This is a genomic window from Bizionia sp., assembly GCF_048259285.1.
GTDB lineage: Bacteria > Bacteroidota > Bacteroidia > Flavobacteriales > Flavobacteriaceae > Algorimicrobium > Algorimicrobium hallyeonense.
On the sequence record NZ_JBLXHU010000021.1, the window covers coordinates 20,590 to 46,798 of the forward strand.

General features: G+C 35.3%; 21 protein-coding genes. 9 read left to right on the plus strand and 12 right to left on the minus strand.

The annotated features are described in order from the left end of the window. Together ACN0QX_RS10800 and ACN0QX_RS10805 are read left to right on the plus strand one after the other, a co-directional pair. Positions 1 to 999 (plus strand): succinylglutamate desuccinylase/aspartoacylase family protein, encoded by a 999-nt coding sequence (locus ACN0QX_RS10800; protein WP_248396508.1) that lies wholly within the window; start codon positions 1 to 3, stop codon positions 997 to 999. Next, entirely contained in the window at positions 986 to 1,549 is a 564-nt protein-coding gene (locus ACN0QX_RS10805; RefSeq protein ID WP_417196949.1) for a 5-formyltetrahydrofolate cyclo-ligase, read from the plus strand. The genes ACN0QX_RS10800 and ACN0QX_RS10805 overlap by 14 nt, the downstream gene beginning before the upstream one ends. Before the next feature lie 2 nt (positions 1,550 to 1,551). Here the strand turns inward: ACN0QX_RS10805 and ACN0QX_RS10810 are convergent, their stop codons facing one another. The 11 genes from ACN0QX_RS10810 to panC all read right to left on the minus strand — a co-directional run bounded on the left by ACN0QX_RS10810 (position 1,552) and on the right by panC (position 13,191). Next, a complete protein-coding gene (locus ACN0QX_RS10810; RefSeq protein ID WP_417196950.1) occupies positions 1,552 to 2,367 on the minus strand; it encodes a M23 family metallopeptidase in 816 nt (271 codons plus the stop codon). Between the two features lie 49 nt (positions 2,368 to 2,416). Continuing rightward, a complete protein-coding gene (locus ACN0QX_RS10815) occupies positions 2,417 to 3,031 on the minus strand; it encodes a lipoprotein signal peptidase (protein ID WP_248400665.1) in 615 nt (204 codons plus the stop codon). Positions 3,032 to 3,086: 55 nt separating this feature from the next. Next, complete coding sequence (locus ACN0QX_RS10820; protein WP_417196952.1) at positions 3,087 to 3,644, minus strand: hypothetical protein; 558 nt, start codon at positions 3,642 to 3,644, stop codon at positions 3,087 to 3,089. A gap of 125 nt (positions 3,645 to 3,769) precedes the next feature. Beyond that, complete coding sequence (locus ACN0QX_RS10825; RefSeq protein WP_248396516.1) at positions 3,770 to 4,153, minus strand: TraR/DksA family transcriptional regulator; 384 nt, start codon at positions 4,151 to 4,153, stop codon at positions 3,770 to 3,772. A 4-nt stretch (positions 4,154 to 4,157) separates the two neighbouring features. After that, positions 4,158 to 7,562 carry an isoleucine--tRNA ligase gene (gene ileS, locus ACN0QX_RS10830; RefSeq protein WP_417196954.1) on the minus strand — a complete coding sequence of 1,135 codons (3,405 nt, stop codon included), beginning with the start codon at positions 7,560 to 7,562 and terminating at the stop codon, positions 4,158 to 4,160. Positions 7,563 to 7,649: 87 nt separating this feature from the next. Then, entirely contained in the window at positions 7,650 to 8,261 is a 612-nt protein-coding gene (locus tag ACN0QX_RS10835; protein ID WP_417196956.1) for a hypothetical protein, read from the minus strand. Between the two features lie 10 nt (positions 8,262 to 8,271). Then, complete coding sequence (gene radA / locus ACN0QX_RS10840; RefSeq protein WP_248396521.1) at positions 8,272 to 9,633, minus strand: DNA repair protein RadA; 1,362 nt, start codon at positions 9,631 to 9,633, stop codon at positions 8,272 to 8,274. A 39-nt stretch (positions 9,634 to 9,672) separates the two neighbouring features. Then, positions 9,673 to 10,821 (minus strand): alpha/beta hydrolase, encoded by a 1,149-nt coding sequence (locus ACN0QX_RS10845; RefSeq protein WP_248396523.1) that lies wholly within the window; start codon positions 10,819 to 10,821, stop codon positions 9,673 to 9,675. Positions 10,822 to 10,994: 173 nt separating this feature from the next. Next, on the minus strand, positions 10,995 to 11,975 hold the full coding sequence (locus tag ACN0QX_RS10850; protein WP_248396525.1) for a lysylphosphatidylglycerol synthase transmembrane domain-containing protein: 981 nt from the start codon (positions 11,973 to 11,975) through the stop codon (positions 10,995 to 10,997). A gap of 3 nt (positions 11,976 to 11,978) precedes the next feature. Then, entirely contained in the window at positions 11,979 to 12,329 is a 351-nt protein-coding gene (gene panD / locus ACN0QX_RS10855; protein WP_248396527.1) for an aspartate 1-decarboxylase, read from the minus strand. Between the two features lie 13 nt (positions 12,330 to 12,342). Further along, positions 12,343 to 13,191 carry a pantoate--beta-alanine ligase gene (gene panC / locus ACN0QX_RS10860; protein WP_417196959.1) on the minus strand — a complete coding sequence of 283 codons (849 nt, stop codon included), beginning with the start codon at positions 13,189 to 13,191 and terminating at the stop codon, positions 12,343 to 12,345. Between the two features lie 107 nt (positions 13,192 to 13,298). Here panC and ACN0QX_RS10865 point away from each other — a divergent pair, with 107 nt between their 5' ends. The 7 genes from ACN0QX_RS10865 (at position 13,299) to ACN0QX_RS10895 (ending at position 24,204) form a co-directional block, all read left to right on the plus strand. After that, complete coding sequence (locus ACN0QX_RS10865) at positions 13,299 to 14,108, plus strand: glycogen/starch synthase (RefSeq protein ID WP_248396531.1); 810 nt, start codon at positions 13,299 to 13,301, stop codon at positions 14,106 to 14,108. Positions 14,109 to 14,131: 23 nt separating this feature from the next. Further along, the gene (locus tag ACN0QX_RS10870) at positions 14,132 to 15,769 is read left to right on the plus strand and encodes a DUF4270 domain-containing protein (RefSeq protein WP_417196961.1); all 1,638 of its coding nucleotides are present in this window, start codon (positions 14,132 to 14,134) and stop codon (positions 15,767 to 15,769) included. A 3-nt stretch (positions 15,770 to 15,772) separates the two neighbouring features. After that, complete coding sequence (glmS, locus tag ACN0QX_RS10875) at positions 15,773 to 17,620, plus strand: glutamine--fructose-6-phosphate transaminase (isomerizing) (protein ID WP_248396535.1); 1,848 nt, start codon at positions 15,773 to 15,775, stop codon at positions 17,618 to 17,620. A 156-nt stretch (positions 17,621 to 17,776) separates the two neighbouring features. Beyond that, a complete protein-coding gene (locus tag ACN0QX_RS10880) occupies positions 17,777 to 20,503 on the plus strand; it encodes a TonB-dependent receptor (protein WP_417196963.1) in 2,727 nt (908 codons plus the stop codon). Positions 20,504 to 20,507: 4 nt separating this feature from the next. Then, a complete protein-coding gene (locus ACN0QX_RS10885) occupies positions 20,508 to 22,154 on the plus strand; it encodes a G-D-S-L family lipolytic protein (protein ID WP_417196965.1) in 1,647 nt (548 codons plus the stop codon). A 170-nt stretch (positions 22,155 to 22,324) separates the two neighbouring features. Continuing rightward, positions 22,325 to 23,833, plus strand: coding sequence for a F0F1 ATP synthase subunit beta (atpD, locus tag ACN0QX_RS10890; RefSeq protein WP_248396541.1), 1,509 nt, complete (start codon positions 22,325 to 22,327; stop codon positions 23,831 to 23,833). 77 nt (positions 23,834 to 23,910) lie between these two features. Next, positions 23,911 to 24,204 (plus strand): F0F1 ATP synthase subunit epsilon, encoded by a 294-nt coding sequence (locus ACN0QX_RS10895; RefSeq protein ID WP_248396543.1) that lies wholly within the window; start codon positions 23,911 to 23,913, stop codon positions 24,202 to 24,204. A 191-nt stretch (positions 24,205 to 24,395) separates the two neighbouring features. On the opposite strand, the gene ACN0QX_RS10900 is transcribed toward ACN0QX_RS10895, so the two are convergent. Then, on the minus strand, positions 24,396 to 26,207 hold the full coding sequence (locus ACN0QX_RS10900) for a sodium:solute symporter family protein (protein WP_417196968.1): 1,812 nt from the start codon (positions 26,205 to 26,207) through the stop codon (positions 24,396 to 24,398). Between the last annotated feature and the right edge of the window lie 2 nt (positions 26,208 to 26,209).

Here is a 26,209-nt window from a genome sequence, read left to right on the forward strand (position 1 = left end):
ATGTCGCAAAAAATCATAACCATTTTGGGTGAAAACATTGAGCCAGGCAAAAGCTACGAGCTTAATTTTGATGTGGCTAAACTACACACAGCATCCTCTATTGATGTTCCTATAATTATTGAGCGTGCTAAAAAAACAGGGCCAACCGTTCTACTTACGGCTGGTATTCATGGAGACGAGTTAAATGGTATTGAAATTGTGCGTCAACTCATTGCAAAAGGCATCAATAAACCAAAATGTGGAACAATTATTTGCATACCTATTATTAATATTTTTGGGTTTATAAATTTAAGTCGAGAGTTTCCTGATGGTCGCGATTTAAATCGGGTTTTTCCTGGTTTAAAAAACGGATCTTTAGCCAGTCGGGTTGCTTATAAACTAGTAAATGAAGTGCTTAATCAAGCCGATTATGTCCTTGATTTTCATACGGGAGGCGCTGGTCGTTTTAATGCACCGCAAGTACGTATTGCTAAAAACAGCAACAGACTAGACGCTTTAGCAAAAACCTTTGGAGCACCCTTTGTTTTGTATTCTAAAAACTTAAAAAAATCATTTAGAGAAACGGCTTATAAAGCTGGAATTGCTACCTTATTATTTGAAGGCGGAAAATCACATCACATAGATGTAAATATTACTAATACAGGCGTAAATGGTGCCAAACGGGTTTTACATAGTTTGGGCATGCTGGGTTCTAAATTTAAAGTAACCGAACCCAAACAAAAACCTGTGTTTATTATGGCTAGTAAATGGCAACGCGCCAATTATTCGGGGATGTTTAAAGCTTCGGTTGCTACGGGGACCAAAGTAAAAAAAGATGATATACTTGGAAATATTACCGATCCTTACGGCAAGTTTAATCATTTTGTACGTGCTAATAGTTCGGGATATATAATTAATGTGAACGAATCGCCATTGGTTTATCAAGGTGATGCCTTATTTCATATTACAGCTCGTTTAAAGCAGCATCATGTTAAACAGGTTGAAAATGACGAAGTCTGAATTACGAAAAATCTACAAACAAAAGCGGCAAGCACTTTCATTAGAAACGATTGACGATTTAAGCCTTCAAATTGCAAACAATCTTTTAGAAATGCCAATTTGGGAGCGTTTATACTACCATATATTTCTGTCTATTACCGAACAAAAAGAAATTAACACAGATTATATTATAAGTATTCTTTCGGGAAAAGATAAACATACAATCATTTCAAAAAGTGATTTTCAAACCACTGAATTATCGCATTATTTATTGACCGATGCTACAATTATTAAAAAAAACGCCTATAAAATTCCAGAACCTGTTAATGGAATTCCGATAGCTTCCCGTGTTATAGATGTCGTGTTTATTCCGTTATTAGCATTTGATAAACAAGGCCATCGTGTAGGTTACGGAAAAGGTTTTTATGATGGTTTTCTGAAAGATTGCAAACCCGAAACGATTAAAATAGGGCTTTCTTTTTTTGAAGCCGAAAACCAGATTGAAGGCATTTTTAAAAACGATGTGCCATTGGATTTTTGTGTCACACCAACTAAAACCTATCAGTTTTAGCCTTATAACCGTTTATATTCTGTTTTTTCTGTTAGAAATTGAATAGGTTGATTATCACTAATCTTGAATTTAGTTTCCAGTGTTTTTCTGCCTTTTAAGGTTTGAATAAATACAACAAAATGTAAATGGGGTCCTGTAGACCAACCTACATTTCCACTTTCAGCAATAAACTGATTTTTTTCAACAACATCACCTTTCTTAACTTTAGCGCCTTTCCGTTTTATATGTGTATATTCAGCAAAAGTACCATCGTCATGGTAAATAATAACTTTGTTATTAAACTCCTTGCAGTCTTGGGTTGTACAATTTTTACTAAATTTATCTACAACCTCAACAACCAAACCACCACGCGCCGCAAGAATTGGAGTGCCAATTGGCATGGAAAAGTCTAAAGCATTCTCATTAGCATGAGATGATTTACCATTATATCCTTGAGAAAGCATGTAAGCTTCACCTTTATTGAAGGGCAAAACATATGGATACTCTTTTTCATAATCCTTTAAATAATGATCACCATAATTATAGGTGGTACTTCCACTAACACCATATTTACCTTTTTTAATTTGTGTTAAGGTTGTTAGCTTAATGTTTTTTGTATTTGCGGGTAGCAGGAATATTTTATCATTCCCTTCGGAAGATTTTAAATTTTTTAATTTAAAACTAACTTGAATTGAGACGGGAAAGGGTTCATTATTATCAACATAAAATTCATACCCGTTTTCTATATTTTCATAACGGGATGCCACATCTAACTGTGCAAATAAGCCTGCTGGAATAAGACACGTCCAGATGAAGTAACTAACTTTTAATAAATTCATGTTTTAAGTTTTTAAATAGATTTTTTTCTACAGTATCGAATAAACACAATTAAGCAAACGCGCGTTTATTAAACACAATTAGCAACCCAAAACCTGTACTAATTGCCATATCAGCTACATTGAAAACGGGTTCAAAGAATGTGAAATATTCACCACCATAAAAAGGTAACCAATCTGGCAAATAGCCTTTCCATAAAGGAAAATACAACATGTCTACTACTTTACCATGCAAAAGGCTATCATAGCCACCAGAAGCAGGCATAAAGCTGGCTACTTGGCCATAACTATCATCAAATATTACACCGTAAAATACGGAATCGATTATATTACCCATGGCACCAGCAAAAATAAGTGCCACTGCCCAAATTAGTATTTGTGACTGCTGCTTTTTTGTTGCATCATACAACCAGTAGCCAATTCCAAAAATAGCGACTATCCGAAATAACGTTAAAGAAATTTTTGCTGTTCTGTCTGAAATAAAACTGACAAAATCACTAATCTTGGTTCCCCAAGCCATACCATCATTTTCAATGAAATAGATTTTAAACCAGCTAAAAACAGTAATATCTTCACCTAAAACAAAATGGGTTTTGATGTATATTTTACTCACTTGATCTATGAGTAATATGAGAATAATAAAAAGAATGGATTTTTTTAAAGACATCATGTTTTCTAGTTCTGAAAAACTAATTTGAAATTGAAGGACAAAAATAGCACTATTATTGGGTTTTTGTTACGCTAATATTTCCGTTTATGGTATGCAATGATATTTGATTTGGTCCTAAAGGTATTTTATCTTGCTTAATACTGCCTTTCTTCGTGTTTAAATATAAAAGTCCTGAATAGGTTTCCACTTCTATATTGCCATGTAAGGTATCCACTTGCAAATTACCCACATATTTATGGGCTAAAAAATGACCATTTAATAATTCAGACGTTAGAAATTTAAAATTCCCATTAGCAAAAACCGAAGCAATATCACTAGTAATAATGACGGTTAGATTTTCAGGGATTTCCAATGTTAGCTCAATAGATATTTTTTTATGAGCCGCCAGTTTATCATCAGGCTTTACAAATAAGGGTTGGTACGCACTTCCAATAAAAAGGGTTTGATTTTCTTGTCGCGTTTGTAATACAATTTGTTCATTATTTTCCCCTTCAACCTGTAAACCCATTGAAATAACTTGCACTGGTTTTGCAGATATTTTTATTTTAAACATGGTATTACCTGCAATATCAATGGTTGAAATTTTAGAGGCGTCGACAATCCGTTGCATTCCTTTTTGACCAAAGACGGGTGCAGAAAGCAAAATTAAAAGGAGGAATGTGGATAGAATTTTCATAAAACTAAAAACGCTCCAATAGACATTGAAGCGTTTATTTATGTTTAAACACGTAAATTTTATTGTTGCATATTTTTTGCTTCAATACTTAAGGTAGCATGAGGCACCAATTTTAAACGCTCTTTGGCAATTAATTTATTGGTTACACGACACACACCATAGGTTTTATTCTCAATACGAATTAAAGCATTTTTTAAATCGCGAATAAACTTTTCCTGACGAATAGCTAATTGTGCATTCGCTTCCTTGCTCATGGTTTCACTACCTTCTTCAAACGCTTTAAATGTTGGCGATGTATCATCGGTTCCATTATTTAAATCGTTCATGTAAGCACTTTTTATAAGCTCTAAATCATGTGTTGCTTTTTCTATTTTCTCTTGAATAAGCGTTTTGAATTCAGCTAAATCTTTATCTGAATATCTAACATTGATATCTTCTCCCATATTCTTAATGTTTATTAATGGACAATCTGGTTGTAATTGCATCAAACGCAATTTCTATACCATCTTCAATTTTATCTTTTAATTCTAATGTTTCGGTTAAGGTTTCTGCTTTAATATACGCTAAATTTTCAGAAACTGCCTCTAAAATTTCATCATGCTTTTGAATAGAAACACTAATTCTATCCGTTACTTCAAAACCTGAATCTTTTCGTAAATTTTGAATGCGGTTAACTAGCTCACGAGCTATACCTTCATAACGTAATTCTTCAGAAATTGTTACATCTAAAGCAACTGTTAAGGTACCTTCATTTGCTACTAACCAACCTTCAATATCTTGAGAGGTAATTTCCACATCTGCGCGTTCTAAAGTAATGATTTTTCCGTTAATTTCAACATCAATTTCACCCTTTTGCTCAATTATTTTAATATGATTTGCATCAAACTGCTGTATGCTTTTCGCTATCAACTTCATGTCTTTACCAAAACGAGGCCCTAATGTTTTGAAGTTTGGTTTGATTTGCTTCACCAAAATTTCAGATGCATCTTCTAAAATTTCAATTTCCTTAATGTTAACTTCATGTTTGATAAGATTTGCAACCGCTAGAATTTCTTCCTTTTGTTGTTCATTATCCACTGGAATCATGATTTTCTGCAAAGGTTGACGCACTTTAATCTTCTCTTTGGCACGCAAGGACAACACTAAAGATGAAATGGTTTGAGCAGCCTCCATTTTTCGCTCTAAAGATTTATCAACGAAACGCTCATCAAACTTTGGAAAGTTGGATAAATGCACACTTTCAAAGGTCTCTTTATTGGTAACTGCATTTAAATCCATATACAACCTATCCATAAAAAATGGCGCAATTGGAGCTCCTAGTTTAGCAATAGTTACCATACAGGTATAAAGTGTTTGATAAGCCGATATTTTATCCGTTTGGTAGTCGCCTTTCCAGAAACGTCTTCTACTTAAACGAACATACCAGTTACTCACATAATCTTGCGTGAAATCGGAAATGGCACGAGCCGCTCTTGTTGGCTCATATTCTGCGTAAAATGCATCTACTTTTTGAATAAGTGTATGTAATTCCGAAAGGATCCATCGGTCTAATTCTGGACGTTCTTCTAATGGAATTTCCGCTTCTTCGTAAGTGAATTTATCTAAATTAGTATATAAACTGAAAAACGAATAGGTATTGTAAAGTGTTCCGAAAAATTTACGTTTCACCTCTTCTATACCTTCTAAATCAAATTTTAAATTATCCCACGGATTGGCATTCGCAATCATATACCAACGTGTGGCATCTGCTCCGTAAGTAGATAAGGTTTCAAATGGATCTGCAGCATTACCCAAACGTTTGGACATTTTCTGACCATTTTTATCTAAAACGAGTCCGTTAGAAACGACATTTTTATAAGCAACCGAATCGAACACCATGGTGCCAATAGCATGAAGCGTATAAAACCAACCTCTTGTTTGATCCACACCTTCCGCAATAAAATCGGCTGGAAAAGATTCGTTGTTATCAATTTTCGCTTTATTCTCAAATGGATAATGCCATTGTGCATAAGGCATGGAGCCCGAATCGAACCAAACATCAATTAAATCGGCTTCCCGATTCATAGGTTTTCCTGAAGGTGAAACTAACACGATTTCATCAACAATGTTTTTATGTAAATCTATTTTCGCATAATTTTCATCCGAATTGTTTCCGACTTCAAAATCTTCAAAAATAGCTTTTGCAAGTACACCGGCATCAACAGCTTTGGCCATTGCAGCTTTTAATTCTTCCACCGAACCAATACAAACTTCTTCATTTCCATCTTCTGTACGCCAGATTGGTAATGGAATTCCCCAATACCGGGAACGGGATAAATTCCAATCGTTTGCATTTGCTAACCAATTTCCAAAACGACCTGTTCCAGTAGATTTTGGTTTCCAATTAATGGTTTCGTTCAATTCGAACATTCTGTCCTTAACATCGGTAACTTTTATGAACCAAGAATCTAATGGATAGTATAAAATGGGTTTATCCGTACGCCAGCAATTTGGGTAACTGTGTTTATATTTTTCAACCTTAAAGGCTTTGTTTTCTTCTTTTAGTTTAATGGCTAGTTCCACGTCAATAGACCGTTCTGGTGCTTCACCATCGGTATAATATTCATTTTTTACATATTTACCGGCATATTCACCCATTTCTGGACGGAATTTACCTTGTAAATCCACCAATGGTACTAAATTTCCATTCTCATCTTTCACTAATAATGGTGGAACTTCTGGTGTGGCTTGTTTAGCTACCAAGGCATCATCTGCTCCAAAGGTTGGTGCAGTGTGTACAATTCCGGTTCCATCTTCTGTAGTTACAAAATCGCCAGAGATAATACGGAATGCGTTTTCAGGATTATCATTTGGTAAGGCATACGGCAATAATTGCTCATAGGTAATACCTACTAAATCGGTTCCTTTAAATTCTTTAACTACAAAATATGGAATCTTTTTATCGCCAGATTTATAATCTAATAATTCCGGTTTTGTTTCAACACGTTTAAATTTCCCATCAAATTGATTGTTAACTAGAGGTTTTGCCAATACCACATTTATAGGCTCAAACGTATATTGGTTATAAGTTTCAACTAAAACATAATCAATTTTTGGTCCAACCGTTAAGGCCGTGTTACTTGGCAATGTCCAAGGTGTCGTTGTCCAAGCTAGAAAGTAAATATCACCTTCATCCTTTAAGAAATCTGGTAATGAGTTTTCATTTGCTTTAAACTGTGCTACAACTGTTGTATCTGTAACATCTTGATACGTTCCTGGTTGGTTTAACTCATGCGAGCTCAAGCCTGTTCCTGCTTTAGGCGAATAGGGCTGAATGGTATACCCTTTATAAATTAAGTTTTTATTATAAATTTCCTTTAATAACCACCAAACGGATTCCATATATTTTGGGTCGTAAGTTACATACGGATTGTCCATATCCACCCAGTAGCCCATTTTTTCAGTCAGATCGTTCCAAACGTCTGTATACCGCATAACCGCTTTACGGCAGGCTGCATTGTAATCTTCCACTGAAATAGTTTTACCAATATCTTCTTTGGTAATACCTAATTCCTTTTCAACACCCAACTCAATAGGCAAACCATGTGTATCCCATCCAGCTTTACGTTTAACTTGATAGCCTTTCATGGTTTTATAACGTGGAAAAATATCTTTAATAGCACGCGCTAAAACGTGATGTACACCTGGTAACCCGTTTGCTGAAGGTGGTCCTTCAAAAAACACAAATGGTTCCGCTCCTTCACGTGTGGTAACACTTTTTTCAAATACGTTATGTTGCTTCCAATAATCAAGAATATTACTTGCTACTTGTGGCAAGTCAAGTCCTTTGTATTCAGGGAATTTATTACTCATAATTTCGTTCATTCGTTTCGACCCGCGAAATTAATGATTTTTAGATAAATACCTGTTGAATTTAAAGCGAAATAGGGAAGAAAATGCTTAAAGTGTTATTATGGGTAAAAACTTTGGCCCTAAAACCAAAAACCAAAGTGTAAAACTTACAATTGAAGCGGGAAGTGCAATTATTAAAATTTGCTTCTGCATGTATTTGTTACAAATGTTGAAAAATAGCACAAAAGCTATAATTAAAATTGCCATATTCTTCAGAAAACCTATCCATTCAGGTAGCGTTTCTATTGCGACATATTTAGCAACTAAAATATAATCTAGCAGCCGTTCCAGCGTATCAAATAATTGGAAAGAAAAGACGGCTAACAAAATCCAATCAATAAGCTTGAAATCCTGTTTGTCACGGATGCGTTTGAATAAAATTACTGAAGCAACAACTGAAAAAATATAAATAAAGTAAAATACAACCGAATGAAAAAACTCAAATCGGTCACCTAAAACTTTTTGAGTCTCCAAAATTTCTTGACAGCCTATTAAAAATCCTAAATAATTGTAGGTATAAATGTCTGATATAGTTCCTGAATGTAAAATAGCATCCGAAACTATATAAATTAAATTATAGAACTGGGTTTTAATAGGAAAAAAGAGCAAAAACAAACACAAAACAAACACATGCGATTTTGAAATTTGAAACGCTTTCATAAAAATATTGTTACACAATAAACCCAACCAAATCTTCAATTTTAGAAATCAATTGGATTTTTATGGTCATATTTTTTAAGGAAATCTTATTGTATTTAGACACAAATATGGTTGAAAACCCTAATTTTTCAGCTTCTAAAATGCGCTGTTCCACACGTTGCACTGGTCGAATTTCTCCAGACAATCCAACTTCGGCAGCAAAACAATAATCTCTTGGCAAAGATACATCTTCATTAGAGGATAAAATAGCGGCAACCACCGCTAAATCGATAGCAGGATCATCTACAGTTATACCACCTGTAATATTTAAAAACACATCCTTAGCACCTAAACGAAAACCGGCTCGTTTTTCTAAAACAGCCAATAACATGTTTAATCGTTTGGCGTTAAAGCCTGTTGCACTCCGTTGTGGTGTTCCATAAACCGCTGTACTGACCAAAGCCTGAACTTCAATCATGAGCGGGCGCATACCTTCTAAGGTTGCTGAAATAGCATTACCTGATAAATCTTCGTCCTTTTTAGAAATAAGAATTTCCGAAGGGTTTGAAACTTCACGTAAACCAGACCCTTGCATTTCATAAATACCGAGTTCGTTGGTAGAACCAAATCTATTTTTATTAGCCCGTAGAATGCGAAAAACATGATTCCGATCACCTTCAAATTGCAAAACCGTATCCACCATGTGTTCCAAAATTTTTGGACCGGCAATATTTCCATCTTTGGTAATATGACCAATTAAAACAACAGGTGTGGCGGTTTCTTTAGCAAATTTTATCAGTTCTGTTGTACATTCCTTAATTTGCGAGATACTTCCGGACGAGGATTCGATATAATCACTATGCAAGGTTTGAATAGAATCTACCACCACAATATCGGGTTCTAGCTCTTCGATTTGCTTAAAGATATTTTGCGTTTTTGTTTCGGTTAGAATGTAGCAATTATTACTGTTTGGATTAATACGTTCGGCACGCATTTTTATTTGTTTCTGGCTTTCTTCACCAGAAATATACAATGTTTTATAAGGCAATTTTAAAGCTATCTGCAGCAACAAGGTGCTTTTTCCAATTCCGGGTTCACCACCTAAAAGGGTTAAAGATCCTGGTACAATGCCACCACCTAGAACGCGGTTAAATTCGGCGTCGCCTGTTTGCATTCGAGCTTCTTGGGATGCATCAATCTCATTAATTAATAAGGGCTTGGAAACGCGTTTTTTATTTGTAGATGTTGGTGTTTTCCAATCACTTTTTTCCGGTTTCTGAAGAACTTCTTCCGCAATGGTATTCCACTCCTTACAAGCCGTACATTGCCCTTGCCATTTGCTGTATTGTGAACCACAATTCTGACAAAAAAATGTTGTTTTTACTTTAGCCATATTTATTTCCTATAAAAATCGGAATCTTTTCTATTGCGTTTAATACCCGAAATCCGCTTTAATAGCATCTGCACGACGTAACATTTCATCTTTCGTTATACCACCAATTTCTTGCAAAACAAATGCTGTTTGATAGGCTTTCATAGCGCGCTTCGGCTCGCCTGTTTCTTCATAAAAACGGGCTATATAATAGTTTCCTAAAAGCGTGTCTGGATATTCTTTACGGGCTATCTTCCCTAATTCTTCGAAATATTCAAATTTTTCAGATTTGTTGATAGCGGCTTCAATGGCATTAAAATCGTTTATTAAAATAGGCTTATCAATATCAAATAAATCCTGAATGGCTTGATATTTCTCTGTTAAATACGTGACTGGCGACCCTTCTAACTTAAGAATGGTATCCTTATATTCCGTTTTGCTGATAGGTTGGAATACAAAGAAAATATCTTCTAAAGCATTTGGTATAGCATGAGCTGGTAATGCGTAATGTGATGCTTTGTCAAACGAATCAAAAGAATATAAGAAGTTTTTATTTTCTACTCCTGAAATAGCGGTATTTAAGGCGTCTGTGCTTTCTTTAAGTTTCGCAATATCATTAGCCGAAGTTGCTAAATAATAAAATATTTTGGTTTCAATCTTCGGTAGTTTCTCCGTTAAATAGGCTTGCATATCTGGTGCTAAATCTGGGCTAATAGCTATGTAAGCTTGAAATAAAGGTTGCCCTTTTAATAGAAAATAATTCATAAAATTTGCTGTGCGATCATGACCAATAATCACACGAAAATTAACGGTTCGATAGGTATCATTAATATAAGATAACAATTCCATACCTAGAAACTCATAGAATGCAGCACCTGTTTCAATTGGCAGGGAGTTTTGTTCCGAATACAAAACATCAGCAGAGCGCGTACTGACCTGATTGACACCAACTACAATACTTTCTGGCATATCCTCCCAATAGGAATAATAGTCTACATTTCCGGCTACGGCTTCAAACATATAATCGCCATCCAAGACCACAATTACAGGGTAAGATTTATCGGTATTTGCATCATAACCACGTGGCAATTGCACTTTAATTTCACGCGTTTCTCCTAATTTAGAAGATTGAAGCGGATGATAAATGACTTGCGACTGTATAGTAGAAATACTAAAAAAAAGGACAAATAGGAAGGCTAGTTTTTTCATGTGTATATTTTTATTATTTTTTTTAATTGTCACATGCTTTTCGCTATTAATTGGCATCTAAGTTGATAAACCGTTTAGCATGCTTGTTTCATAATAAAGCATTAAAATATTTAGGGCAAGTTATGAAAATAAGCCTAAATAATTAATCCGATTAAAAAGAAAATAATAATGACCTAGTCCTTGGAATCTATTTGGTGTGGCACCTTATTTCTATTGAAAATAGGCAAGTATAATAAGGATAAGCCACCAAATAAAATGATGAGTAAGGTTTGGGAGGTCCAAATAATCCACCCAAAAGCAATACTTGGTGCTTCGGGAATAGCAAAAATTGAAAATGCCGCATAAATAGCAATTGGGTACGAGCCAATGCCACCATTGGTAGCTGCAATACTGAAGGTAGCAGAAATAAAACCAATTAAAATTGCGCCAAGCGTTATACCATTTAAAGCTTCAACCGAAAATGAAGTAGTATAAAACATCAGCACATACATAGACCAAATGAAAACGGTATGGAATAAAAATGCCCACTTCTTTTTCATTTTAAAAATACTCAATGCGCCTTCTGCGAGACCTTTTACAAAGTTTTTTATTTTTAATCCGAAACCAGTTTTGCTTTTTCGGATATAAAAAATAAAAACCCCTAAAAGCAAGATAGCCAATAAAAGGTAAATAAGTAAGTTTTTAGGATTAAAACGCTCTATAAAAAAAGCTACGATATAATCGAATTGCAAAAACAGGGTGATTCCAATGATGATTAACAGCATAATTAAATCTGCAAAACGTTCGGCTACAATGGAACCAAAACCTTTTTCAAATGGAACACCTTCATAAGTTGTTAATATAGACGCTCTAGCAACTTCACCTGCGCGAGGAATGGTATAATTGATAAGATAAGCCGAAAAAACAGCCATAAAACTATTAGCAAACCGCACTTTATAACCCATAGGCTCTAGCTGAAATAACCAACGATAGGATCGAGACAGGTGACTTAAAAGTCCGAAAAACATACCCAACGTTATATAAAAGTAGTTGGCATTTTTAAAATAATCTAGCAATTGGGACAGCGGCACTTTGGATAAAGAATACCATATTAAAAAAACTCCCAACAGAATTGGGAGTATAATTTTAAGATATTTTTTTAGTGCAGGGTTCACTACTTATTGCAATAGATTATTGTCTTCATTAGGGAAAACTAAAGATGGTTTAAATACTTTAGCTTCTTCAATATCCATAAAAGCGTAGGTAATTAGAATTAAAATATCACCTGGAGATACTTTTCGCGCTGCAGCACCATTAAGGGTGATTTCACCACTATTTCGTGGCCCAGGGATACAATAGGTTTCTAAACGTTCGCCATTATTGTTATTCACAATTTGTACTTTTTCACCTTGAATAATATTGGCAGCTTCCATTAAATCTTCGTCAATGGTAATACTACCAATATAATGAAGTTCGGCACCTGTACATTTTACGCGGTGAATTTTAGATTTTACGACTTGAATTTGCATATGGCAAAGATAATTAATTTAATGCGATATTATCAATTAGTCTAATATCGTCCGCATAGACCGCTATAAAGGCTCTATACGTTTTGGTTTTTGATTTTCTTGAAACTGGTTTCAGCGTTTCTTCGTCCGCAATTATAAAATACTCTAATTGTAATAAGTTATGATTACTAAACGCGTTTTCAACCCACTCCGTAACATATTTAGCACTTTTTGTGCCAAACTGTTTTTTGGCAGATTTTAGCGTTTTATAGATAAATGGTGCTGCTATTTTATACTCTGGTTTTAAGCGTTCGTTTCTGGAGCTTAATGCCAAACCATCTGCACCTCTAAGAATTGGACATCCGTGTATAGTAACAGGAATTTGATGTTTTTCAACCAATTTTTTGATAATTGCTAATTGCTGAAAATCCTTTTGTCCAAAATAGGCGTGATCTGGTTTAACTATTTCAAATAAGCGCTTAACAATGGTACCAACCCCATCAAAATGGCCTTCGCGAAAACGCCCTTCCATTTCAAATTCCAAACCGTCAAAGCTAAAATGTTCTGCTTTGGTTTCTGTTTCATAAATATCAGAAACTTCAGGCGCATAAATTATAATTTGGTTTGAAACTGTTTTTAAAAGTTCGGTGTCGCGCGCTAATGTTCGCGGGTAATTATTTAAGTCGGTTGCATTATCAAACTGCGTAGGATTCACAAAAATACTGACAACTACAAAATAATTTTCCTGGAGCGCCTTTGAAACCAAAGACAAATGTCCTTGGTGCAATGCTCCCATGGTTGGTACAAAACCAATACTAAACTGCTGGTCTTTTAGACCTTGCAAATGTTTTTCAACTTGCCTCTTTTCTGTAAAAACAATCACTTAATAAAAATTTAACGCGTGCAAACTTAATATTTTACGGGCAATTAGCATAAAATTTTGTAATTTTGCGTGTTTTTTATTTTGAACTTCAAAAGCTATTTAATATTATGAAAGATAAGAGGATATTATATGTATCATCTGAAGTAGTTCCGTATTTACCCGAAACTGAAATTTCATCCATGTCATTTGAAACACCGCGAATGGTGAATCAATTGGGTGGACAAATTAGAATTTTCATGCCACGATACGGTAATATTAATGAACGCAGACATCAATTACACGAAGTTATAAGACTTTCTGGAATCAATTTAGTTATTAATGATTTGGATATGCCACTCATTATTAAAGTTGCTTCCATCCCTAAAGAGCGCATTCAAGTTTACTTTATAGATAATGATGAATACTTTAAGCGTAAAGCCACACTCACTGATGAAGAAGGAAATTTATTTCCGGATAATGATGAGCGTGCTATATTTTTTGCAAAAGGGGTTATTGAAACCGTTAAAAAATTAAATTGGGCACCAGATATTATTCATGTTCATGGTTGGTTAGCATCCCTATTACCAGTTTACTTAAAAGAATATTACAAAGACGAACCTTTATTTAACGATAGTAAAATAGTAACGTCTGTATACAATCAAAGCTTTGATGGTTCGTTAAACAAGGACATGTTTAACAAAATAAAATTTGATAACATCAGTGAAGATGCTATAAAAACCCTTAAAGATCCAACCTATAATAACGTAATGAAGGTTGCAATTGATTATTCAGACGCCTTAATTATTGGATCAGAGGATCTTCCAGAAGATTTAACAAAACATTTAAAAGATTCTAAAAAACCTGTTTTAGATTACAAGCCCAAAGACGAGTTTGGTGAAGCCTATGCTGAATTTTATAATTCAGAGGTGTTAAGCTAAATTATTTGCGCTAAATATTTACTATGAAAAAAACAATAAACCTGTATAAAACAATAGCAGCTGTTGGCTGTTTATTACTAACAGTTGTCGCTTGCGAAAAGGATTTCTCAACGATTGAAAGTGAAATTGAAGGCATTAAAGACTTTACTACAGCCGGAAAGGTTTTCCCTTCTATTATGTATGACAAAAAATTAGAACCTGTTCAAACTAATGGCCTACCATCAAATTTATTAGGAATTTATTTCGATAAAATTTATGGCAGGACAACAGCCAATATCGTAACACAAGTTGTACCATCTAATTTTGAATTTAATTTTGGTGAAGATCCGAAAGTGGAATCTGTTTATTTATCTATTCCTTATTACTCTAGAGTTGATGGATCGGATTCAGAAGGAAACAACACATATGTTTTAGATTCTACATTTGGTTCTAATGACACCTATAAATTATCCGTTTATCAAAACAATTATTTTTTACGTGATTTTGATCCAGGAACAGATTTAACAGAGCCTCAAAAATTCTATTCTAACGCCAATGAAACCATTAATTTTGATAATTACACAGGCGAATTATTGTTTGAAGATGACAGCTATATTCCTAGTAATAATCCAACAATAATTACAGAATATAACGAGGAAACAGACACGGAAGAAGAGATTAGTCGTAGTGCACCAAGTTTACGCGTTCAAATGTTTAACCCAGGTGATTTTTGGGATAATTTATTTTTCTTTAATACGGCAAGTCCAGGCTCACAAACGGAATTGAGCAATGCCAATAATTTTAAAAATTATTTTAGAGGTTTATATTTTAAAGTTGAAGACCTTTCTGGAGGGCAAGGAAATATGGCAATGCTTGATTTTTCACAAGGAACAATTGTAGTTAATTACAGCTCCACCATATCGACCGGTTTTGATGATGAGGGAAATCCCATAGAAGGTCGTGATGAACGTAAAATTACTATGAATTTTTCTGGCAATCGTTTAAATACGATTGAAAATTCTGATTCTGTAAAAAACCTTATAAATACGGCTACATCAAACACCGACACTAATAATGGTGACACAAATGTATATTTAAAAGGTGGCGAAGGTAGTTTTGCTGTTATTGATTTGTTTTCTGGTAATATGGAAGATGATGAAGGCGTTAGTGTTCCGGCTTTAGACTATTTTAAAGGTAAGAAAGGAAAATGGCTGATTAATGAGGCTAATTTAGTATTATATGTCAATCAAAATGAAGTTAACAATTCGGGACAAGAGCCTGATCGCGTTATAATTTACGATTTGAAGAATAATACACCTATTGTTGATTATTTTCTGGATCCCACAGTTAGCACCACAAATCCGCTTTACTCCAGAGTCAATTATTCAGAAAAGCTTAAACGAGACGGTAATAACAAAGGCTTAAAATATAAATTTCGTTTGACAGAGCACATCAATAATATTCTATTACGTGATTCTACAAATTTAAAATTGGGTGTTTTTGTAACAACAAATATAAATCTAACTCAAAATGCGAGTGTACTTAATGTACCGGATGAAAAATTATCAAACGGTTCTGTTTTATCGCCAAGAAGTACGGTTTTACATGGTAGTAATCCAAGTGTCCCGGACACTAAAAAAGTGAAATTCGAAATTTTTTATACCGAACCAAATAACAATTAAGATATGTGTGGTATTGTAGGATATATAGGTCATCGTGAAGCCTATCCAATAGTAATTCAAGGACTTAAGCGTTTAGAATATAGAGGTTATGACAGCGCAGGTGTTGCCCTTTTTGATGGTACCGAATTAAAGGTTTGCAAAACAAAAGGTAAAGTAGCTGATTTAGAAAAACTAGCCGCAACAGAAATGACTACAAACGGTAATATAGCCATTGGTCATACACGTTGGGCAACACATGGTGTGCCTAATGATGTTAATGCGCATCCACATTACTCTAATTCTGGCGAATTAGTCATTATTCACAATGGTATTATTGAAAACTACGATTCACTTCGAAAAGAATTAACATCTAGAGGTTATACGTTTCAATCAGATACAGATACGGAAGTATTAATTAATCTAATTGAAGACGTAAAAAAGAAAGAAAATGTAAAATTAGGTAAAGCTGTTCAAATTGCATTAAACCAAGTAATTGGCGCTTATGCTATTGCTGTTTTCGACAAAAATAAACCAGACGAAATCGTTATTGCAAGACTTGGAAGCCCATTAGCCGTTGGTATTGGCGAAAATGAATTCTTTATAGCTAGTGATGCTTCACCATTTTTAGAATATACAAAAAATGCTGTGTATTTGGAAGATGAAGAAATGGCCATCATTCGTTTAGGCAAAGGTATTAAAGTTAGAAAAATTAAAGATGATTCTTTAGTAGTACCATATGTTCAAGAATTACAAATGAATTTAGAGCAAATTGAAAAAGGTGGTTATCCACATTTCATGCTAAAAGAAATATTTGAACAACCAAATGCCATTAGAGACACCTATAGAGGTCGATTATTAGTTAATGAAGGCATTATCAGAATGGCTGGAATTGATGATAATCTTGAGCGTTTTTTAAATGCTAATCGTATAATTATAGTAGCCTGTGGTACATCATGGCACGCTGGATTAGTAGCTGAATATATTTTTGAGGATTTAGCAAGAATTCCTGTTGAAGTAGAATATGCTTCGGAATTCAGATACCGAAATCCCGTTATTACCGATCAAGATGTGGTAATTGCTATTTCACAATCTGGTGAAACCGCGGATACACTTGCAGCTATTAAATTAGCCAAATCGCATGGTGCATTTGTATTTGGAGTTTGCAACGTTGTGGGTTCTTCTATTGCAAGAGAAACTCATGCAGGAGCTTATACGCATGCCGGACCAGAGATTGGTGTAGCATCCACAAAAGCGTTTACAACACAAATTACGTTACTTACTTTAATTGCCTTAAAGTTGGCAAAAAATAAAGGAACAATTTCTAAATCGGATTTTCACTACCACCTTCAAGAATTAGAATTAATTCCGGAGAAAGTTTCAAAAGCCTTACAATCTGACGAGCATATTAAAGCCGTTGCTGCCATTTATAAAAATGCCAAAAACTGTTTATATTTAGGAAGAGGTTATAATTTCCCTGTAGCCTTAGAAGGCGCTTTAAAGCTTAAAGAAATTTCATATATTCATGCAGAAGGCTATCCTGCCGCAGAAATGAAACACGGACCAATAGCTTTAATTGATGAACAAATGCCTATTGTAGTTATTGCAACAAAAAAAGGGCATTATGAAAAAGTAGTTAGTAATATTGAAGAAATCAAAGCTAGAAAAGGTAAAATAATTGGTATTGTTACAGAAGGTGACACCAATGTAAAACAATTAGCCGATCATGTTATTGAAGTTCCAGAAACTTTAGAGTGTTTATCTCCACTATTAACAACTATTCCATTACAGTTATTATCTTACCATATAGCTGTCATGCTAGGAAAAAATGTGGATCAACCTAGAAATTTAGCCAAGTCTGTAACCGTTGAATAATCCTCTTTATTAAGGGTATCTCATTCAGGTTTATTAAGTTAGTATCATATTAGAATGACTAATTTTTACTATGCTTGCATAAAATTTTAGAATTTTTTATTAAGTTTTGTTATAATTATCTATATTGCTACTATAATAACTAACTTAAACGAAAAAATGAGATCAATTCTTTCAATTTTATTGTTGTTTTCCTGTGCGATAACCTTTGCACAAACAACAATTTCAGGAACAGTTGTGGATGGAAGTGAACAACCAATTCCGGGCGCAAATGTTATAGTAGTAGGAACCGCAACCGGTACAATTACTGATTTTGACGGTGCTTTTACCCTTACAGTATCCCAAGTTCCTCCATTTACAATTCAAGCAAGTAGTGTTGGATTCGAATCTGCTTCAGTAGAAGTGACTTCAAGTAGCGACTCTGTTAAACTCGTGCTTTCTGAAGGAACTGCTTTGGATGAAGTCGTTATTTCAGCTTCCAGAACACCAGAACGTATTTTTGAATCTCCGGTAACGGTTGAACGTTTCGGGTTGAAAGAAATTAAAAACACGGCTTCTGCCGATTTTTATGGTGGTTTAGAAAACTTGAAAGGTGTTGATGTTAACACAAACAGTTTAACCTTTAAATCTATTAATACAAGAGGTTTTGCTGCCTTTTCAAATACCCGATTTATGCAGTTAGTAGATGGCATGGATAATTCCACACCTGCCTTAAACTTCCCAATTGGAAATTTAGTGGGTATGACTGAAACAGATGTATTAAGCGTTGAATTACTACCTGGTGCCGCTTCTGCTCTTTATGGTGCTAACGCATTTAATGGTATCTTATTTATGCGTAGTAAAAACCCATTTGATCATGCTGGTATTAGCGGTTATGTAAAACAAGGTATTACATCGCAAGACGCGGGTGGTGACAATAGCTATACCGATGTTGGTATCCGAATGGCTTATAAATTTTCAGATAAATTTGCCGCGAAGGTTAATTTTGGCTGGTTAAGCGGAACGGATTGGGTGGCCAATAATTATGTAGGAAAACCAGGCACTGGTGCTACAAGAGCTGCTGTTGATTATGACGGTTACAATATATATGGTGATGAAGTTTCTACAAATATTAGAGCTGCTTCGGGTGGTTTAGGTATCATACCAAATGTTGTAGTAAGTAGAACAGGTTACGAAGAGCGTGAACTTACAGATTATAACGCGGAAAGTATTAAAGCAGACTGGGGATTATACTACAGACCTTGGGCTAATGATTTTGAAATTGCCTATGTGGGTAAAATAGGTACAGGTTCTACTATCTATCAGGGTACTAACCGTTATAATATTGATAACTTTACACAACAACAACACAAAATAGAATTTAGAAATGATAATTTCTTTGTAAGAGGTTATGTAGTTGCAGATAAGGCAGGTGACTCTTACGATATGGTTTTCACCGGTATTAACATTAACCGCTCTTGGAAGAGTGATGAAGATTGGTTTGGAGATTATATTAACACCTTCGCTGGTGCAACTTTGGGAGGAGCCACAGAAGCTCAAGCTCATGCAGCCGCAAGACTTGTAGCAGATGATGGCCGTTTAGAGCCTGGATCCGATGCCTTTAAGAGAGCATTTGATCAGGTTATTGCAAATCCAGATTTATCAGTAGGATCTCGTTTCCAGGATGCATCTAAATATTATCATTCAGATGCTAACTATAACTTTAGTCATTTAATCGATTTTGCAGAAATTCAAGTTGGTGGTTCGTTTAGACAATACGACTTAAATTCTTCAGGTACCATTTACACGGATTTTGACGGACCAATTCAGTATTCTGAATTTGGTATCTATACTCAAATCCAAAAAGAATTAGACTTAAACGAAAGTTTAAAGTTGAAATTAACAGGTTCGTTACGTTATGATAAATCAGAGTTATTTGAAGGGTTCCTTTCTCCTAGAATCTCAGCTGGTTTTACAGTTAACGAAGACCACAACATTAGAGGGTCTTTCCAAACAGGATTTAGAAATCCATCAACACAAGATTTATTTATCGGTTTAGATGCCGGCCGCGCTGTATTAGTAGGTTCAGCTGAATCTAATTTAGATCGCGATGTTAGAACATACCCTATAAGTACAGCTGGTCAAATTGCTGGCCAAGGTAGTACGTCAGTAGTTACGGGACGTATGGCTTATGAGAACTCTTTTACTCTAAACTCCGTTCAAAATGGTGCACCTGTTGCTTCAGATGTAGATATCGTTAAGCCAGAGCAAGTAACATCTATTGAAGTAGGATATCGTGGTAAAGTAAAGCGATTAATTATTGATGCTAGTGTTTATTTCAACTCGTATTCAGATTTTATTTCAAATGAAACAGTTGTTGTTCCTTTATACGGAACAGTTGGAGACAATACCTTATCATTATTAGCACTGCAAAATGGTGACTTTGAAGCATACCAGACATATACAAATTCTGATGCGAATATTGAGTCTTATGGAGCTGCCATTGGTTTATCAACCAAAATTTTTGGGAATTATGATTTAGGCGCAAACTATACGTTTACAAAACAAGAGTTTGACCAAGCTAAATATCCAGATTTCAGAACAAGCTTTAACACACCAGAGCACAAAGTGAAAATGTCTATCGGCAACACAAATGTTATTAAAAATTTAGGTTTTAATTTAGCATGGAGATGGAGTGATTCTTATTTCTGGCAAGCAACTTTTGGCGATGGTGATATTCCATCATACCATACAATAGACGCTCAATTAAGCTATACCCTTCCTAAATTTAAATCTGTAATTAAAGTAGGTGCTACCAATTTATTAGGTGACGAATATTACACAGCCATTGGTACTGGTAATATAGGATCTATGTATTACGCCTCAATAGTAATTAACAACTTATAAAATTATGAAAAAGATAACACGAGATATCAAATATATTTGTCTACTAGCAGCAACCATTACCTTATCTGCTTGTAGTAGTGATGATGATGCTGCATCGGACGCAACAATTCAGTATCCTGCATTAGTTACTGGCGATGCCGACTTTTCTAAATACGTAGCTGTGGGCGCATCCTTTTCAGCTGGTTTTACCGACAATGCCTTGTTTGCTGCTGCGCAGAACAATTCTTTTCCAAATATGCTCTCGCAAAAATTTGCTTTAGCAGGAGGTGGCTCATTTAATCAACCTTTAATGGCCGATAATATTGGCGGCTTATTATTTAATGGAATGCCTGTTTTTGATGCCGATGGTAATAGGCAATTTGGACCTAGACTGTTCTTTGACGGATCAGGACCAACACCTTTAAACGCCATGTCAACTACAGAAGCTACAAATGTACTTTCTGGTCCGTTTAACAACTATGGTGTTCCCGGCCTTAAAAGTTTTCATTTAGGCGTAGCAGGATATGGTTTTGCTAACCCTTACTTTGGCAGAATGGCCTCTAATCCAATGGCCACAGTACTTGGTGATGCTGCCGCTCAAGCTCCAACATTTTTTAGCTTATCAGAAATTGGCGGTAATGATGTTTTAAGTTATGCTATATCTGGAGGAACAGGTGTAGACCAAACAGGAAATTTCGACCCATCAACTTATGGCCCTAATGATATTACAGATCCGAATGTGTTTTCAGGTTCTTTTACTGCAGCTGTTAATGCCTTAATTGGGGCCAACAATGCAAAAGGTGTTGTTACTAACGTACCTTATATAACTACGTTAGCGCACTTTACAACGGTACCTTATAACCCATTAGATCCTTCAGAAAACGATGATTTTGCTGCTCAAGTTCCAACATTAAACAATGTGTTTGGCGCTTTGAACCCAATTTTTAACGCTGTAGACCCAAGCCGTGCTATAGTTTTTTCTGATACAGAACCAAGCCCTGTAGTAATTAAAGATGAATCGCTTACAGATATTTCAACTATAATAACCACACAATTACTAGCAAGCCCAACATTCCCTGCATTTATAGCACAATTTGGTTTACCGCCTGCAGCGGCACCACTTGTAGCTGGTTTATTAGGTCAAACATATGGTCAATCAAGACAAGCAACTCCAGCTGATTTATTTGTACTACCAAGTAGTAGTATTATCGGTCAGGTAAATGAAACTTATGCTGGTTTTTTAATTGGACAAGGTTTATCAGCTGCGGTAGCTGGTCAATTTTCTGTAGAAGGTGTTACCTTGCCATTAGCAGACAAATGGGTTCTTATTCCTAGTGAGCAAGCAGCTATTACGGCAGCTACCGATGCATACAACGCTTCGATTCAAACTATAGCATCAGATAATGGTTTGGCTCTTGTGGACTTCAAAGGTATTTTAGAACAGGCTGCTACAACAGGTTATCCTTCAGGGGACTTTATTTACAATACAGCTTTAGTTAGAGGTGGTTTAGTAAGTTTAGATGGTGTGCATCTAACAGCTAGAGGCTATGCCATAATAGCAAACGAAATGATGAAAGCTATTGATGCCACCTATGGTAGTAATTTTGAAGCTTCTGGAAATTTAATTGATCCAGGAACAAAGCCAACAAATTACCCACCAACATTACGCTAAAAACAATCTTTTTTATATAAATAGGAAAGCCCTCAAATAGAGGGCTTTTTTAATGTCAAAAAAAGCCATAATTTTTAATACGGTTTTTAAATTAAAACCCATATATTTGCAGCGCGAAAACAGTAGGTGTTTTCATTGAATTAAATTGCATAATATTAAACACATAAGTAATGTCAAAAGTTACAGGTAAAGTTGCACAAATTGTAGGTCCAGTTATTGATGTTGAATTCGGAGCTGGTTCTGAACTTCCAAAAATTTACGATTCATTAGAAATTAAAAAAGCTGATGGGTCTTTATTAGTATTAGAAGTACAATCTCACATCGGTGAAGATACCGTTCGTACTATCGCGATGGACTCGTCAGATGGTTTAAGTAGAGGAACCGAAGTTGTTGCAACAGGTGCACCAATTCAAATGCCTATTGGTGAAGATGTTTACGGACGACTTTTTAACGTAATTGGTGATGCTATTGATGGTATTGGTGATTTGCCAAAAGCGGGAGCTGCTGGTTTACCAATTCACAGACAAGCACCAAAATTTGAAGATTTATCAACCTCGACAGAAGTTTTATTCACAGGTATTAAAGTTATCGATTTAATTGAGCCTTATGCAAAAGGTGGTAAAATTGGTTTATTTGGTGGTGCTGGTGTAGGTAAAACCGTATTAATTCAAGAGTTGATTAACAATATTGCAAAAGGACACGGTGGACTTTCTGTATTTGCAGGTGTTGGTGAAAGAACACGTGAAGGAAATGATTTACTTCGTGAAATGTTAGAGTCAGGAATTATCCGTTATGGTGAAGATTTTATGCATTCTATGGAAAATGGTGGATGGGATTTATCTAAAGTTGATAAAACTGCCATGAAAGAATCCAAAGCAACTTTCGTTTTCGGACAAATGAATGAGCCTCCTGGAGCACGTGCACGTGTTGCATTATCTGGTTTAACTATTGCAGAATATTTCCGTGATGGTGCTGGTGAAGGCCAAGGTAAAGATGTACTTTTCTTCGTAGATAACATTTTCCGTTTTACACAAGCGGGTTCTGAAGTATCTGCATTACTTGGACGTATGCCATCTGCCGTAGGTTACCAACCAACTTTAGCAACTGAGATGGGTGCCATGCAAGAACGTATTACATCAACAAAAAGAGGATCTATTACATCTGTACAAGCGGTTTATGTACCTGCGGATGATTTAACGGATCCTGCGCCTGCTACAACCTTTGCTCATTTAGATGCAACAACTGTATTGTCTCGTAAAATTGCCGAGTTAGGTATTTATCCTGCTGTAGATCCATTAGATTCTACGTCAAGAATTTTAACGGCTGATATTTTAGGTGATGAGCATTATGATTGTGCACAACGTGTAAAAGAGTTATTACAGCGCTATAAAGAATTACAAGATATTATTGCTATTCTTGGTATGGAAGAATTATCTGAAGAAGATAAAATGGCTGTTGGTAGAGCAAGACGTGTACAACGTTTCCTATCACAACCTTTCCATGTAGCAGAACAATTTACAGGCCTTAAAGGTGTTTTAGTTGATATTAAGGAAACAATTAAAGGATTTAATATGATTATGGATGGTGAATTAGATCACCTTCCAGAAGCTGCCTTTAACCTTAAAGGAACAATTGAAGAAGCTATTGAGTCTGGTGAGAAAATGTTATCGGAAGCTTAAATCTAGTATGCAGTTTGCAGTAGCAGTTTGCAGTAGCAACTGATTGCTGAATCCTGAATACTGAATACTTATAAAATATGTATTTAGAAATTGTATCGCCAGAGGCAACGATATTTAGTTCGGAAGTGGACTCTGTAACAGCACCAGGTGTTGATGGTGAATTCCAAATGTTAAACAATCACGCACCTATTGTATCTATTTTAACTGAAGGTACTATTAGAATTAATACCCATACACAAAGCCATTTGGTTTTTGATGAGTTACACGGGTCTATTATTCCTCATAAAGACGATAAAAAGGTACTGACAGTTGCAATCAATTCTGGAACCCTCGAAATGAAAGATAATAAAGTGATTATTTTAGCAGATTAATTGCTAATTAAAGATTATAAAAAATAAAAAGACCTTACTTCCCGTAAGGTCTTTTTATATTACACCTAAAGGTAAATAGTGTTCATTTATAGCTTATTTTAAATCTATTGTTTTAGGTACCACTCTCCTATTTTCATCTTTAAATTCAACGTTTTCATAAGTACTTATTAACTTAAATAATCCATTGTAAATTAAAGCACATTCACTTTAATCTTCTTCCATAACTTAACGAGCATAAATCCAAAAATAATTGAGGCGCCTGTTAGCAAAAGGGCATGGAGATAATCACCATAAATAAAATAGCCTGTTGCAAACATGACACTGTAAATCATGGCACAGCCTACTAACATAGCTAAAATGCCTGATGGTACACTCCACCCTTCTTTCGTATCCACAAGTTCCACATTATCAGCACGTGCTTCATGAACCACTTTATTCCAACCTGGACCGCCTGGTTGAATTTTCTTATAAAATTTCTGCAATACTGTTTTGCTTTCTGCTTGCGTTAAGAATGTTACCGCAACCCATACAATAGTCGTTACTAAAACAATCATGGGGAATTTTGCCCATCCTGGCATGAGTGCATCATCACCAAAACAATAGGTTCCCAAATCTGTAAAACTCAAAATAATAGAGACAAATCCGGATACAAACATAGCCGAAATTTCACTCCATGCGTTTATGCGCCACCAAAACCAGCGCAAAATAAAAATTAAACCAGTTCCTGCTCCAAACATTAAAATAATATCAAACAGTTGTAAGGCATTTGTAAGAACCAATGCTAATAACGCACTACAAACCATTAAAACAATAGTCGCAATTCGTCCTACAGCAACCAATTGCTTTTCCGAAGCATCTGGCTTAACTTGCTGTTTGTAATAATCGTTTACTATATAGGACGCGCCCCAATTTAGATGTGTTGAAATGGTACTCATATAAGCCGCAACCAACGACGCTAATACCAAACCTAGTAAACCACTTGGCAACTTGGTAAGCATAGCCGAATAGGCTAAATCATGCCCTAATTTATCTTCAGCAACTAAAGGAAAGGCTTCATGAATACTGGCAATATCCGGAAATACCACCAAGGATGCTAATGCCACAATAATCCAAGGCCAAGGACGCAACGCATAATGCATGATATTAAAAAAGAAGGTCGCACCAATAGCATGATTTTCATTTTTTGCGGCCAACATACGTTGGGCAATATAACCACCACCTCCAGGTTCAGCTCCTGGATACCAAGAGCTCCACCATTGTACCGCTAATGGAATAATTAATAAAGTAATTAAGGCTTCAGTATTGGTAAAATCTGGTAGGATATTTAATTTATCCGCTACATTTTCATGCTGCAACATGGCTTCCAATCCACCTACTTCAGGCAAACCCACTAAATAATAAGCAGCACCTAACGCACCAGCCATAGCCGTAAAGAATAAAATAAAATCTGTATAAACAACACCTTTAAAACCACCCAAAGCACTAAAAATAACGGTTATGGTCCCAGCATATATAACCGTTTCCCAAGGTTGTAAACCCAACATAATAGCACCAATTTTTATAGCTGCTAATGTTACGGCAGACATGGCTAAAATATTAAAGATAATTCCTAAATAAATGGCGCGAAACGCTCTTAAAAAACGCGCTGGTTTTCCACCATAGCGCAATTCATAAAACTCGATATCTGTGTTGACTTCCGATTTTCGCCACAACTTCGCATATACAAATACGGTTAATAAACCTGTTAGCAGAAACGCCCACCAAACCCAATTTCCAGAAACCCCATTGGTTCTTACAATATCGGTTACTAAATTGGGCGTATCAGTAGAAAACGTAGTTGCTACCATAGAAACTCCTAACAACCACCAAGGCATATTTCGACCTGATAAAAAATACTCGGAAGCCGATTTTCCGGATTGTTTGGAAACGTAAATTCCTATAAAAAGCGTAATTGCAAAAAATGAAATAATTAGAGAGACATCAAGTACAGATAATTCTACCATAA

What these genes read in the sequence shown, in the direction of transcription:
- ACN0QX_RS10800 (WP_248396508.1), top strand. Translation starts at nt 1, where the DNA reads ATGTCGCAAAAAATCATAACCATTTTGGGTGAAAACATTGAGCCAGGC.
- ACN0QX_RS10805 (WP_417196949.1), top strand. Translation starts at nt 986, where the DNA reads ATGACGAAGTCTGAATTACGAAAAATCTACAAACAAAAGCGGCAAGCA.
- ACN0QX_RS10810 (WP_417196950.1), bottom strand. Translation starts at nt 2,367, where the DNA reads ATGAATTTATTAAAAGTTAGTTACTTCATCTGGACGTGTCTTATTCCA.
- ACN0QX_RS10815 (WP_248400665.1), bottom strand. Translation starts at nt 3,031, where the DNA reads ATGTCTTTAAAAAAATCCATTCTTTTTATTATTCTCATATTACTCATA.
- ACN0QX_RS10820 (WP_417196952.1), bottom strand. Translation starts at nt 3,644, where the DNA reads ATGCAACGGATTGTCGACGCCTCTAAAATTTCAACCATTGATATTGCA.
- ACN0QX_RS10825 (WP_248396516.1), bottom strand. Translation starts at nt 4,153, where the DNA reads ATGGGAGAAGATATCAATGTTAGATATTCAGATAAAGATTTAGCTGAA.
- ileS (WP_417196954.1), bottom strand. Translation starts at nt 7,562, where the DNA reads ATGAGTAATAAATTCCCTGAATACAAAGGACTTGACTTGCCACAAGTA.
- ACN0QX_RS10835 (WP_417196956.1), bottom strand. Translation starts at nt 8,261, where the DNA reads ATGAAAGCGTTTCAAATTTCAAAATCGCATGTGTTTGTTTTGTGTTTG.
- radA (WP_248396521.1), bottom strand. Translation starts at nt 9,633, where the DNA reads ATGGCTAAAGTAAAAACAACATTTTTTTGTCAGAATTGTGGTTCACAA.
- ACN0QX_RS10845 (WP_248396523.1), bottom strand. Translation starts at nt 10,821, where the DNA reads ATGAAAAAACTAGCCTTCCTATTTGTCCTTTTTTTTAGTATTTCTACT.
- panD (WP_248396527.1), bottom strand. Translation starts at nt 12,329, where the DNA reads ATGCAAATTCAAGTCGTAAAATCTAAAATTCACCGCGTAAAATGTACA.
- ACN0QX_RS10865 (WP_248396531.1), top strand. Translation starts at nt 13,299, where the DNA reads ATGAAAGATAAGAGGATATTATATGTATCATCTGAAGTAGTTCCGTAT.
- ACN0QX_RS10870 (WP_417196961.1), top strand. Translation starts at nt 14,132, where the DNA reads ATGAAAAAAACAATAAACCTGTATAAAACAATAGCAGCTGTTGGCTGT.
- glmS (WP_248396535.1), top strand. Translation starts at nt 15,773, where the DNA reads ATGTGTGGTATTGTAGGATATATAGGTCATCGTGAAGCCTATCCAATA.
- ACN0QX_RS10880 (WP_417196963.1), top strand. Translation starts at nt 17,777, where the DNA reads ATGAGATCAATTCTTTCAATTTTATTGTTGTTTTCCTGTGCGATAACC.
- ACN0QX_RS10885 (WP_417196965.1), top strand. Translation starts at nt 20,508, where the DNA reads ATGAAAAAGATAACACGAGATATCAAATATATTTGTCTACTAGCAGCA.
- atpD (WP_248396541.1), top strand. Translation starts at nt 22,325, where the DNA reads ATGTCAAAAGTTACAGGTAAAGTTGCACAAATTGTAGGTCCAGTTATT.
- ACN0QX_RS10895 (WP_248396543.1), top strand. Translation starts at nt 23,911, where the DNA reads ATGTATTTAGAAATTGTATCGCCAGAGGCAACGATATTTAGTTCGGAA.
- ACN0QX_RS10900 (WP_417196968.1), bottom strand. Translation starts at nt 26,207, where the DNA reads ATGGTAGAATTATCTGTACTTGATGTCTCTCTAATTATTTCATTTTTT.